Source organism: Streptomyces sp. V4I8 (assembly GCF_041261225.1).
Classification (GTDB): Bacteria; Actinomycetota; Actinomycetes; order Streptomycetales; family Streptomycetaceae; genus Streptomyces.
This window is the reverse complement of the sequence record NZ_JBGCCN010000001.1, coordinates 9,460,854-9,472,693: the sequence shown is the minus strand read 5'-3', so window position 1 is coordinate 9,472,693 and position 11,840 is coordinate 9,460,854. Positions and strand designations below refer to the sequence as shown.

At 69.6% G+C, this 11,840-nt stretch carries 11 protein-coding genes and 1 pseudogene; 3 read left to right on the top strand and 9 right to left on the bottom strand.

Going from position 1 to position 11,840, the window contains the following annotated elements:
- Positions 1-11 precede the first annotated feature (11 nt).
- Complete coding sequence (locus ABIE67_RS43045; RefSeq protein ID WP_370267006.1) at positions 12-620, bottom strand: TetR/AcrR family transcriptional regulator; 609 nt, start codon at positions 618-620, stop codon at positions 12-14.
- 109 nt (positions 621-729) lie between these two features.
- Here ABIE67_RS43045 and ABIE67_RS43040 point away from each other — a divergent pair.
- A pseudogene (locus ABIE67_RS43040) lies at positions 730-2,266 on the top strand (cytochrome P450).
- On the opposite strand, the gene ABIE67_RS43035 reads toward ABIE67_RS43040, so the two are convergent.
- The gene (locus ABIE67_RS43035; RefSeq protein ID WP_370267005.1) at positions 2,228-3,070 is read right to left on the bottom strand and encodes a pentapeptide repeat-containing protein; all 843 of its coding nucleotides are present in this window, start codon (positions 3,068-3,070) and stop codon (positions 2,228-2,230) included. The pseudogene ABIE67_RS43040 and the gene ABIE67_RS43035 sit on opposite strands and share 39 nt — an antisense overlap.
- A 140-nt stretch (positions 3,071-3,210) precedes the next feature.
- On the opposite strand from ABIE67_RS43035, the gene ABIE67_RS43030 reads away from it, so the two are divergent.
- Positions 3,211-3,411 (top strand): DUF5999 family protein, encoded by a 201-nt coding sequence (locus ABIE67_RS43030; RefSeq protein WP_370267003.1) that lies wholly within the window; start codon positions 3,211-3,213, stop codon positions 3,409-3,411.
- A gap of 1 nt (position 3,412) precedes the next feature.
- Here the strand turns inward: ABIE67_RS43030 and sigJ are convergent, their stop codons facing one another.
- Together sigJ and ABIE67_RS43020 are read right to left on the bottom strand one after the other, a co-directional pair.
- Entirely contained in the window at positions 3,413-4,309 is an 897-nt protein-coding gene (gene sigJ, locus ABIE67_RS43025) for an RNA polymerase sigma factor SigJ (protein ID WP_370267002.1), read from the bottom strand.
- A 36-nt stretch (positions 4,310-4,345) separates the two neighbouring features.
- Positions 4,346-5,095 carry a PIG-L deacetylase family protein gene (locus ABIE67_RS43020; RefSeq protein ID WP_370267000.1) on the bottom strand — a complete coding sequence of 250 codons (750 nt, stop codon included), beginning with the start codon at positions 5,093-5,095 and terminating at the stop codon, positions 4,346-4,348.
- 190 nt (positions 5,096-5,285) lie between these two features.
- Between ABIE67_RS43020 and ABIE67_RS43015 the strand changes: the two genes are divergently transcribed.
- The gene (locus ABIE67_RS43015) at positions 5,286-6,389 is read left to right on the top strand and encodes a tryptophan 2,3-dioxygenase family protein (RefSeq protein WP_370266998.1); all 1,104 of its coding nucleotides are present in this window, start codon (positions 5,286-5,288) and stop codon (positions 6,387-6,389) included.
- A gap of 41 nt (positions 6,390-6,430) precedes the next feature.
- Here ABIE67_RS43015 and ABIE67_RS43010 read toward each other — a convergent pair whose 3' ends face one another.
- The 5 genes from ABIE67_RS43010 to rhaS all read right to left on the bottom strand — a co-directional run bounded on the left by ABIE67_RS43010 (position 6,431) and on the right by rhaS (position 11,831).
- A complete protein-coding gene (locus ABIE67_RS43010) occupies positions 6,431-7,732 on the bottom strand; it encodes an alpha/beta fold hydrolase (RefSeq protein ID WP_370266997.1) in 1,302 nt (433 codons plus the stop codon).
- 102 nt (positions 7,733-7,834) lie between these two features.
- Positions 7,835-8,860 carry a LacI family DNA-binding transcriptional regulator gene (locus ABIE67_RS43005; RefSeq protein ID WP_370266996.1) on the bottom strand — a complete coding sequence of 342 codons (1,026 nt, stop codon included), beginning with the start codon at positions 8,858-8,860 and terminating at the stop codon, positions 7,835-7,837.
- A gap of 84 nt (positions 8,861-8,944) precedes the next feature.
- Positions 8,945-10,372, bottom strand: a complete 1,428-nt coding sequence (locus ABIE67_RS43000) for a BNR repeat-containing protein (protein WP_370266995.1) — start codon at positions 10,370-10,372, stop codon at positions 8,945-8,947.
- 38 nt (positions 10,373-10,410) lie between these two features.
- On the bottom strand, positions 10,411-10,731 hold the full coding sequence (locus tag ABIE67_RS42995) for an L-rhamnose mutarotase (protein WP_217215229.1): 321 nt from the start codon (positions 10,729-10,731) through the stop codon (positions 10,411-10,413).
- A 17-nt stretch (positions 10,732-10,748) separates the two neighbouring features.
- Positions 10,749-11,831, bottom strand: coding sequence for a rhamnose ABC transporter substrate-binding protein (gene rhaS, locus ABIE67_RS42990; protein ID WP_370266994.1), 1,083 nt, complete (start codon positions 11,829-11,831; stop codon positions 10,749-10,751).
- Between the last annotated feature and the right edge of the window lie 9 nt (positions 11,832-11,840).

Genomic DNA, 11,840 nt, shown 5'->3' with positions numbered 1-11,840 from the left:
TTTGCGGGAGCTCAGGGTGTGATGACACCCAGCAGAGCGCGGGCACACAGGTCGCGCACCTGCTCCCGGGAGAGGTCCGCGCCCCGCAGCCACTCCAGGCAGACGGCCGTGGTGAACGCCAGCCAGCCCCGCACGGCGAGCCGGACATCGGGCCGCCCCTCGAAGACGGGGCCGAACTCGGGATCCGCCGCCATCGCCGCCAGAATCTGCTTCTCCTGCGCGGCCAGGGCCCGTTGGTAGACCTTGCGCACGGCCTGGTCGCCGGCCGCGTCGGCACGGTGGAAGGCGCGGTAGCCGTGGGCGTGGGCCTCGACGTACTCCAGATACGTGTCGAGGCCCGCGGCGAGCTGCTCACGGACCGGGACTCCGGGCACGGCGGCCGTCATCCGCAGCATGCGCTCGCTCTCCCGCTCGACGACGGCCGCGAAGAAGTCACGCTTGTTGGGGAAGTAGTGGTAGAGCAGCCCGCGCGAGACGCCGGCGATCTCGGCGACCTGCTCGATCCACACCTCGTCGTACGGACTCTCCGAGAACAGCCGCGCCCCGACGGTCAGGAGCTGTTCACGGCGCTCCTGGGTGCTGAGCCGGCGGCGCGTGCGCTCGCCCTGGTTGGCGGCCATACCCGCACTTTACTTGACGTGGATTCAATAGCGGGACCAGACTGAAACCGCGTTATTGAACCCACGTACAACGAGCTCAACGTGCCGCTGGATCAAGGGAGATCGCGTCATGGCGGAGACAACGACCGCGTCCGGACTTCCGAAGGGGTTCCGCAGCGCCGAGCACGGCTGGCCGGAGCTGTCCCGCATCCCGCACCCCCCGCGCCGGGTCCCGCTGCTCGGCGATGTGCTCGGCGCCGGCAGGCGCACGCCGCTCCAGGACTCCCTGCGCTACGCCCGGCAGTTGGGGCCGATCTTCCGGCGCAGGGCCTTCAACCGGGAGTTCGTGTTCGTGTGGGGCGCCGGACTCGCGGCCGACATGGCGGACGAGGCGCGCTTCGCCAAGCATGTCGGGCTCGGCATAGCCAATCTGCGGCCGGTCGTCGGTGACGGACTGTTCACGGCGTACAACCACGAGCCGAACTGGCAGCTGGCCCACGACGTCCTGGCGCCGGGGTTCAGCCGGGAGGCCATGGCCGGCTACCACCCGATGATGCTGTCCGTGGCCGACCGGCTGATGGACCACTGGGACCGCGCGGCGGTGGCGGGCCGGGCGGTGGACGTCCCCGGTGACATGACCAAGCTGACCCTGGAGACCATCGCGCGCACCGGGTTCGGGCACGACTTCGGCTCCTTCGAGCGCACCCGCCCGCATCCCTTCGTGACGGCGATGGTCGGCACTCTCACCTATGCGCAGCGCCTCAACACCGTGCCCGCGCCGTTCCTGCTCCGGCGGGCCGCGCAGCGCAACCAGGCCGATATCACTCATCTCAACCGCACGGTCGACGACCTGGTCCGCACCCGTACCGCGAGCGGCCGCGAGGACGGGGACGGCGACCTGCTGGGCCGGATGCTGGAGACGGCGCACCCGGAGACCGGAGAGCGGCTGTCCCCCGAGAACGTCCGGCGGCAGGTGATCACCTTCCTGGTGGCAGGCCACGAGACCACCTCGGGCGCGCTCTCCTTCGCCCTGCACTACCTCTGCCGGCACCCCGACGTCGCGGAGCGCGCCCGCGCCGAGGTCGACCGTGTATGGGGCGACACGGCCACGCCCGGCTACGACCAAGTGGCTCGGCTTCGGTACGTCCGCCGAATCCTCGACGAGTCGCTGCGGCTGTGGCCCACGGCGCCCGCCTTCGCCCGGGAGGCCCGCGAGGACACGGTGCTCGGCGGGGTCCATCCGATGCGCCGGGGCGGCTGGGCGCTGGTGCTCACGGCGATGCTGCACCGTGATCCCGAGGTGTGGGGCGCGCACGCCGAGCGGTTCGATCCGGACCGCTTCGATCCGCAGGCCGTACGGACGCGTCCACCGCACACCTTCAAGCCGTTCGGGACGGGGGCGCGGGCGTGCATCGGGCGCCAGTTCGCGTTGCACGAGGCCACGCTGGTGCTGGGCCTGCTGCTGCGCCGGTACGAGTTCAGGGGCGACCCGGCCTATCGGCTGCGGGTGGCGGAGCGGCTGACGCTGATGCCGGAGGGCTTGCGGCTGCGTCTGGAGCGGCGGGCGGCGGGCGGCGGGCGCCGCGCACCCGGCGCCCGTCCCGTCCGGGACCGTCGAGGGCGCGCCGTCAGACCTGTGCTGCCCAGTGCACAGGGCGGCTGACTGAGGCGGGCAGCCGGGTGCCCGCGCCGCCCCGGGCCGCGTTCAGCTGGGGCTGGGTGAGGAAGAAGGCGTCCGTCAGATCGGCGTCGGTGAGGTCGGTGTCGCGCAGGTCGGCACCGATGAGATCGGCCCCGCGCAGATCGGCGCCGGTCAGGTCGGCGGCGATGAGGTAGGCACCGCGCAGGTTCGCGCCGCGCAGGTCGGCGCCCCGCAGCCGGGCGCCCATCAGGTCCGCGCCCCGGCGGTTCTTCTTGCGGCCGCCGAATCCGGCCCGCGCCAGCTCACTGGCCTTGAGCAGGAGCGCGTTGACCTCCTGGCGGTGCGCGCCCACGTCCAGCGCCGCGAGCTCCTCCGGGGTCTGCCGGGTGAGCTCCTCGGTCCGGTCCAGGATCCGGCGCAGGTCGGCCTTCAGGGGACCGGCGGCGGGCAGGGTGAGCGCCTCGGTGAGGTACCAGAGCAGTTCGTGGAGCTGACGGACGACCGGGAAGACGTCGAACATCTGCCGGGCGTGCTCATGGGAGCCCGTACGCCAGTCCTGGCCCGCGAAGGTGATCTGCGAGACCTTCTGGCCGGCGCCGAAGCAGTCGTAAACGGTGCAGCCGGTGAAGCCGGTCTGCCGGAGCCGGTCGTGGATGCCGCACCGGTGGTCGTCGCGGAGGTTCTGGCAGGCCTTCCCGGCCGCCTTGTCGACCGCGAAGTCGGCGGAGGCGGCGAAGGGCAGGGCCACACAGCACAGCCCGAAGCAGCTGGTGCAGTCGCCGCGCAGATCACCCTGTTCGAACATCTGATCTTGCATACCGTTCAGCATACGGAACGAAAAACTCACCGATGGGATTCCGGGCCTGTGGGGGTCTCCTCATCCAACGGAAAACAACCTCGGCTACCACTGAGATACGAGCCGACGGAAGCAGGAGCAACGCCCGATCGAGGAGTCCGAGGAGATACATCATGTGCAGCCACCGGCCCCCGTGCCCGAACGTCGACAGCCCGGACCACCACAACGCCGCGATCGTGTCGGCCCACCCCGAGCAGGGCTGGAGCCTGCTGTGCAACGGCACCATCGTCTTCGACGACACCGGTGAGCTTCTGCCGGACGGGCGGGTCGTGGACCCGCACCGCACGGTCGGCGTACTGGTGGTGGCCGTCTGACTCAGCCGGCGAGGTCCGGCAGGTCGAGGCCGGCCAGCCGCTCGGGGTCGGCCAGGATGTACATCTCGGTGATCCGGCCGTCGACGACGGTGACGGCCATGACCGACTGCGGCCGGCCTTCCGGGGCGTTGAGGACCCCGACCGCGCCGTTGACGGACACGAACTGCATGTAGTGCGCGAACTGCCGGAACAGCATGGCCTGTTCGGCCACCGGCTTCGCACCGCGCACCACCTTGGACGCCGCCGCACCACCGACCAGCGGTCCGGAGTCGACCCGCAGCACGATGCCGGGGTCGAGGACCGCGAGCAGCGCCTCGAAGTCCCCCGCGCGGGAGGCGGCCATGAAGGCGTCGAGGACCTGCCGCTGCCGGCCGGGATCGGGCTCGGTCGACGGCGTGGCACCCTTCACCCGGTGCCGGGCACGACTGGCGAGCTGCCGGGTGGCGGCCGAGGAGCGCTCCACGATCGTCGCGATGTCGTCGAACGGCACCGCGAACATGTCGTGCAGCACGAACGCGATCCGTTCGGCGGGCTCCAGAGCCTCCAGTACGACGAGCAGGGCCAGACCCACGGAGTCGGCATGGAGCACCTCCTGCTCCGGGTCGATCGTCGCCAGCGGCCTGATCACGGGGTCCGGGACGAAGGTGTCGTCCAGCGGCTCCTCGTGACGCCGCGTGCGCGAGCGCAGCATGTCCAGGCAGACCCGGCCGACCACCGTGGTCAGCCAGCCGCCGAGGTTCTCGATGTCGTCCGCGTCGCTGCGGCTCAGCTTCAGCCAGGCCTCCTGGACGGCGTCCTCCGCCTCGGCCAGCGAGCCGAGCATGCGGTAGGCGACCGCCTTGAGATGACCGCGGTGCTCCTCGAAGCGGTCCGCCAGCAGTTCCTTGTCGTTCACCATGCCCCCGTCATCATGTCCCGTCTCCTCCGGCCCCGCTCAGAACTGCCGGCTGAACAGTTCGAACGCCACGGCCGGCTTCCCGCCGAACCGCTCCCCCGTCGCCCCGGCGTTCGCGGTGAGGAAGCGGCGGGCGTACGTCTCCGGGTCCTCGTCCGTCAACACCTCGATGTAGGTGCGGTGTTCGAGTAGCGAGCGCACCCCGCGCTCCAGACCCGCCGTCGCATCCACCGCGTGCGTGGGTGTGCTGGAGCCGGCGACTGCCACCCAGCGGACACCGTCCCAGGGCTCCAGGCCCTGCTCGCCGAGCTCCGGGAATATCCAGCGGTTGCCCGCGTCGCCGGCCGCGTCCAGCGTGGCGCGGCCGACCGCGACGTGGTCGGGGGTGTTCCAGGCGACGCCGCCCCAGGTGTCCCGATGGTTGAGCGTGATCACCAGCTCGGGCCGGTGCCGGCGGATCGCGGCAGCGATGTCGCGGCGCAGGGCGATGCCGTACTCGATCACGCCGTCCTTGTGATCGAGGAACTCCACCGCGGACACGCCCACCACCGCGGCGCTCGCCCGCTGCTCGCGTTCCCGCAGCGGGCCGCACTTCGCGGGTTCCAGCGTGTCGATGCCGGCCTCGCCGCGGGTCGCGAGGACGTAGGCGACCTCGCGGCCCGCGTCGGTCCAGGCGGCGATCGCCGCCGAGCAGCCGTACTCGAGGTCGTCCGGGTGCGCCACGACGGCGAGAGCGCGCCGCCAGTCCTCGGGCATGGGCTGGAGTTGAGTGATCGTCGGCTCCGTCATGGGGTCAGCCTAAGCCGCTGTCTGCGGTCTCCCCAGTGCATTTTGGGTGCTCCCCGCTCTTGTCAAGACACGAACGTTCGAGACATGACGCGCGGACCTTCGATCATGCCTAGTGGATCCCAGTACCGTACAACGACACGGATGGAGATCAGCGACAATGAATTCTGGGCCCCCTTTCGATGGAATCTCCATGGCCCGCGTGGTCACGGAACACGTGCGGCAGATCGGGAAGCACTTCCTGTCGGAGCGCATGCTGACCGAGTTGAGCAATATTCGAACTCGGCATGCCATGCGCTGCTCCTTTCTCGACGCATTTCTCGAATGCCTGCTGGACAAACATGAGGGGCGCTATGGGAACCGGACCTATCTTGCGCTGCCGCTCCTGGAACTCCTCCTGGACGACCAGCACGCCGAGGTGAGCCCCGACCGGCTGTCCACCCTGCTGGTGTCCGACGCCATTCGATTCGAGTTGGAGACGGCGGGAGGGTCCCCCGAGCCGCCTTCCCGGGGCCGTCCGGATCCGGTGACGCTGCGCAAGCGGCTGCGTCATGCCGTGCGGTTCGTGGTCGCCGATCGCAGCGGACCGGACGGCGTCGACCTGGAGGACGGCGTCGACCAGTTGCCCAGGCCGCCGGCGACGGATGCCGGCCGGTGGTTCGACGTGACCGTCCAACCCGTGTACGTGCTGCATGACGAATACTTCTTCATCCGCCTCCTACAGACCCACGAAATGCTCTTCACGGCGATCGCGACCGACATTCGGACAGCGATCGGAGCGCTGCGCGACGGGCAACTGGAAGCAGGTGTGGAGCGCATAGATCACGCGACCGCAGTTTTCGAGCGCGCCGCGATACTGTTCCGGATCATCGCCACGATGCGGGCCGATCAATTCTCCACATTCCGGCAATTCACTCAAGGGGCCAGCGCAATTCAGTCCGAACAGTACAAGAGGTTCGAGATTCTGTGCGGCCTTCCGCCTGCCCCGCGCCTGCATTCCCCTGCCTTCACGTCTGTGCCCGCAGTGCGGGACGAGGCGGAAAACGCCGCGCATGACACCATCACCCAGGCATATCTCGACCTCCGCGGCGCGGGCGCGTTCGGCCAGGCCGAGTGGACTCTGCTCGACGCGGCACTCGGCAGGCTGGAGGCCCGGCACCAGCGCTGGAAGTCCACCCACCGCAGTCTTGCCGTGCGCATGCTCGGCGATGCGCACGGCTCCGGCTACACCGATGGCGTTCCGTACTTGACCAAATGTGTGAAGAATCGGCTGTTTTGGCAGCTCAGCGCGCAATGAGTCCGAACCGAGCGCCCTGACGCCCTGCCGTCCCGCTCCCGTCAGGCCTCGTCGCGCGTCAGCGCCAGCAGCCGCTCCAGGACACGGGGGCCGCCCGCCCGTACGCCGTCGTGCTCGAACTCGTCGGTGACCCAGGTGCGCAGACCTCGGATGGCGCGGGCGGTGGCGAGGGAGTGGGCGGTGTCGACGTACATGTCGTCGTGGTAGACGGCCGCCGCGACCGGCACCTCGTTGGCGGCGAGGCGCGCCGGGTCGTACAGGGGCGTCCAGTCGGTGCGGGCGGCGAGGAGTTCGGCCGTCTCGCGCAGCGGGCGCAGCGCCGGGTCGCAGTCGAACATCCAGGGGTGGATGGTCTCGCCGGTGAACAGCAGCGGTCCGTCCCCGGCGAGTGTCTTGGCCGCGTCGAACTGCGGGAACTCGGCGCGGACGCGCTCGGCGGACCAGGCGGTGGGGCGGGCGTCCTGGCCGTAGATCGCCTCGTGGACGAGGGCGTACAGCGGGTGGCTCGCGTACGACAGCAGGCCCTGGACCTCCTCCTGGAAGGCATCCGAGAGGGCGGAACCCTGCGGGGTGCGGACGAAGGCCTCCTCCAGCAGGTAGTGCAGGCGGTGGCTGCCCTCGCTGCCGCCGAGGACGATGCCGAGGGACTGGAAGGCCTCGGCGGTGAGGCGGAAGCCGTTCGGCAGGACCACGTCGTGCGCGAGGAGGTGGTCGGCGATACGGCGGGCGCGCTCGACGTCCTGCGGGTAGCGGGCGTAGTGCGCGGCGACCTTGCGCTCGATCCGGGGGTAGGCCGCGCGGTAGACGTCGTCGGCGTGGGCGTCGAGGGAGGGCAGGCCGCCGGTGATGACGGCGGCGGTCAGGCCCTCCGGGGCGGTGGAGAGGTAGTTGACCGTGCAGAAGCCGCCGAAGCTCTGGCCGAGGACGGTCCAGGGAGCGCCGCCGGTCACGTCCCGGCGGATCGCCTCGCAGTCGCGGACGATCGAGTCGGCGCGGAAGTGCGTGAGGTAGTCGGCCTGTTCGGCGGGGCCGCCGCGCAGCGGGAGCGTCTGGCGGTTGGCGGGGGTGGAGTGTCCGGTGCCGCGCTGGTCCAGCAGCAGGACGCGGTACTCCTTGAGGGCGCGGCCGAGCCAGGAGCCCTTGCCGACGAAGCGGTTCGCCCCGAAGCCGGGGCCGCCCTGGAGGTAGACCAGCCACGGCAGGTCCTGGTGCGCCTTGTCGGTGGCGACGACCTCACGGGCGTAGAGCTCGATCGTCTCGCCCTTCGGGGCGTCGTGGTCAAGGGGCACGGTGAAGTGGCGGTCGGTGAGGACGACGCCGGGCTGGCGGTAGCTGACGGTCAACAGGGCTCCCGGGACGGATGGTTTTTCGGACCGCGTCCCAGTTCAGCACATGTTCGTCCCGCGACCGAGCCCCAGGATCATGAAATCGTACTGAACGGCGGGTCAGCGGGCCGGGAGACTGGACCGCCGTACCACCAGCTCCGGTTGCAGGACGACCCGCCGGTGCTCGTGCTTCTTCGTGCCGGTCTCCTCCTCCGTCTCCTCCAGCAGCATCTCCGCCGCGAGCGTGCCCATGGTGACCGCGGGCTGCCGTACGGAGGTGAGGGGGACGGCCGCGGCGGCCGCGAACTCGATGTCGTCGTAGCCGACGATCGCGAGGTCGTCGGGGACGTCGACACCCGCGGCGTACATGGCCTGGAGGACGCCGAGGGCGAGCAGGTCGTTGGCGCAGAAGACGGCGGTGGGCCGGTCGGCGAGGCCGAGCAGGCGGGCGCCGGCGTCCCGGCCGGCGGCGACGTCGAGCCGCTCGGTGGGCAGTTCACGCAGGGAGTCGGGGCCGAGGCCGGCCTCCTCCAGCGCGTTCAGGGCGCCGGTGCGGCGGTCGCGGACCTGGTTGAGGCCGGGCGGGCCGCTGACGTACGCGATGGAGCGGTGTCCGGCGTCGACGAGATGGCGCACGGCCAGCGCGCCGCCCGCGACGTCGTCGACGGAGACCGAGCACTCGGTGGTGCCCTCGGCGACACGGTCGACGAGGACGAAGGGGATGTTGTGCCGCCGGAACGTGTCGATGTTGCGGCCCGTGGCGTCGGCCGGGGTCAGCAGCACGCCCCGCACCCGCTGCTCGGCGAAGAGCGACAGATACTCGGCCTCCTCGCCGGCGCTCTGCGCGCTGTTGCAGACCATGACGCCGAGTCCGGCGTCGCGTGCGGTCCGCTCGGCGCCGCGCGCGACGTCGACGAAGAAGGGGTTGCCCATGTCGAGGACGAGCAGCCCCATGATGCGGCTGCGGCCCGCGCGCAGCTGGCGCGCGGACTCGCTGCGGACATAGCCCAGCCGGTCTATCGCGGACTGCACGCGCGCCCGGGTCTCGGTCGCGACCGCGTCCGGGCGGTTGATGACGTTCGAGACCGTGCCGACGGAGACTCCGGCGGCGCGGGCGACGTCCTTGATACCCACCGACTGGGTCATCGGGCAGGGACCTCCAGAGAGACTCGTTGAGACGTGGGGCGGCGGGAAGGCACATTACCGTCATGCCGCCCACAACGGCTGTGGTCAGGCAGGAAGGCGGAAGTTGAGGTTGCGCAGCGCCGAGGGCGTCGTACCGCTGGACTTCTCCTGGTACATGATCGACAGGAAGTTGTCCTGCGCGACGCGCGTCTCGTCGATCACGACCTCGCCGAAGGCGTTGAGTCCGGCGGTGACGCCGTCGTACAGCACCGTCCAGTCCGTGTATCCGGAGGCCTTGGAGGCTCCCGCTATCCGGCAGAACGGGAAGATCGCGTACGCGTTGTCGTACTTGTCCAGGATCAGCTTGGTGCGCTGGCTGGAGTTCAGCGGGACCGGGATCTCGGTCTTCTGCCAGGTGCCGGAGGAGTTCTTGCGGACGTGGAAGGCGCGGCCGTTGGCGGTGCGGTCGGCGACGTAGTTGGTGGTGCACTGTCCGAAGCGGCCGGGTACGTAGCTGATGATCGCGTGCGGCAGGCCGGCGGAGTCGGTGAACTGGCTCTCCTGGTTCATCAGGGAGTGGTCCGCGTTGATCGCGTCGATCACCAGGCCGCTGTCGGTGACGGTGACCTTGTCGGAGCCGCCGGTGGTGCCGACGACGGTGCCGGCGTTGTTGCGCCAGGTGCGGCCGCGGTCGTCGGAGTAGACGTAGCCGGTGTCGTGGTTGCTGATCCCGCCGCCGTTGCACATCACGGCGCCGTTCTGCTCACGCCAGGTGAAGAAGGAGTGCAGCCGGCCGTTCTTGTCGTAGTCGATGCCGTGCAGGTACATGTTGCGGGCGGTCGAGGAGCCGTGTTCGCTGGTGTACGTACCCGTGGAGCTGCTCCACTCGCCGAGGTTCGTCCAGGTCGAACCGTTGTATTCGGCAAGGGCGTTGCGGCCGTTGCCGGAGACGGCGACGCGGTAGCTGAGCTGGAGCTGGCCGTCGGGCGTGGAGATGAACTGCGGGTAGGTGAACTGCGAGGTGAGCGCGAGGCCGTCCAGGGTGGACTGGGGGGCTCCGAAGCTCGCGATCCAGCTCAGGCCGGCCGGGTTGTCCACGAGACCGGCGACCGACTTGACGTAGGTGAAGCCGTCGCTGTGCGAGTCCATGTTGAGGTGGAGCCGGCCGTCGACCTTCGAGATCCCCATCGAGATGACGTTGTGGGAGTCGTTGTAGCGCAGGGTGTGGCCGACCTTGACCGTGGACCAGGTGGTGGAGCCGAGCGCGCGGCGGCCGACGACGGCGTTGCGGTCGGCGGTGTACCAGACCGCGTACTGGTAGCCCTTGTAGGTCAGCAGGCCGTTCTTCTGGAAGGAGTTGTTGTTGACCAGACCGTCGTACGAGACGAAGAAGATGGCCTGTGTGTCGAGCGTGGTGGTGCCGGTCAGGGTGACCGAGGGCCCTGGGTCGGCGGCACGGGCGGTGCCTGAGGCGAGGGCGGGGGTCATCACGGCTCCAGCGAGGGCGGCGCCCAGCAGCGTACGTCTCTTCATCTCGGGGGACTCCATTGTCGGCGAGGTACGAGGAAGGGTCAGGCGAGGTGGAACACTTCCGTCAGCGGTTTCATGGCCTCGTCGGGCCGGGCGCCGTCCAGCGATTCGAAGAACGGCGCCATCTCCTTCTGCCAGCGGGCGTTGACCTCCGCGGCCTCCATGCCGGCCTGGGCGGCGGCGAAGTCCTCGGTCTCCAGGTAGCCGACCAGGAGGCCGTCCTCCCGCAGGAAGAGCGAGTAGTTGTGCCAGCCGGTGGCGGAGAGCGCTTCGAGCATCTCCGGCCACACGGCGGCGTGCCGCTCGCGGTACTCGTCCAAGCGGTCCTGACGGACCTTCAGCAGGAAGCACACGCGCTGCATCAGCGACCCTCCAGGGTCTAGAAGTTGAACTGGTCGATGTTCTTGGCGTCGAAGACGGTCGGCTTGCCGAGGCTGATCACGCCGTCCTTGCCGATGGTGTACTCGCCCATGTCGCCGGCCTTGAAGGTCTCGCCCTCCTTGCCGGTGATCTGCCCGGAGGACAGGGCGACGGCGGTACGGGCGGCCAGCTCGCCGAGCTTCGCCGGGTCCCACAGCTCGAACGCCTCGACGGTGCCGTTCTTGACGTACTTGCGCATGTCGTTGGGGGTGCCGAGGCCGGTCAGCTTGACCTTGCCCTTGTACTTGGAGCCCGACAGGTACTGTGCGGCGGCCTTGATGCCGACGGTGGTCGGGGAGATGATCCCCTTCAGGTTCGGGTACTCCTGGAGCAGGCCCTGGGTCTGCTGGAAGGACTTCTGGGCGTCGTCGTCACCGTAGGCGACCTTGACGAGCTTGATGTCCTTGTACTTGGGGTCCTTCAGCTCCTCCTTCATGAAGTCGATCCAGACGTTCTGGTTCGTCGCGGTCTGTGCGGCGGACAGGACTGCGATCTCACCCTTGTAGTCGATCTGCTCGGCGAGCAGCTGCACCTCGGTGCGGCCCAGGTCCTCGGCGGACGCCTGCGAGACGAAGGCGTTGCGGCAGTCGGGGGTGGTGTCGGAGTCGTAGGTGACGACCTTGATGCCGTTCTTCATGGCCTGCTTGAGCGCGGTGCACAGGGCGCCCGGGTCCTGCGCGGAGACGGCCATCGCGTCGACCTGCTGCTGGGTGAGCGTGTTGACGTAGGAGACCTGGCCGGCGGTGTCGGTCGCGCTGGACGGACCGACCTCCTTGTAGCTGGAGCCCAGCTCCTTCAGGGCCGCCTCGCCGCCCTTGTCGGCGGAGGTGAAGTAGGGGTTGTTGACCTGCTTGGGCAGGAAGCCGACGGTCAGGCCCTTCTTCAGCTCGGCGTTCGGGTCGGCCTTGCCGTCGGTGGCGGCGGAGGCGCCCTCGTTCTTGACGTCCTCCTTGGTGGTACCGCCGCACGCGGTGGCGGCCAGGGCGAGCGAGGTGACGGCGGCGAGGGCCGCGCAGGTACGGCGGATGGATGCCTTGCGCATGTCGGATCC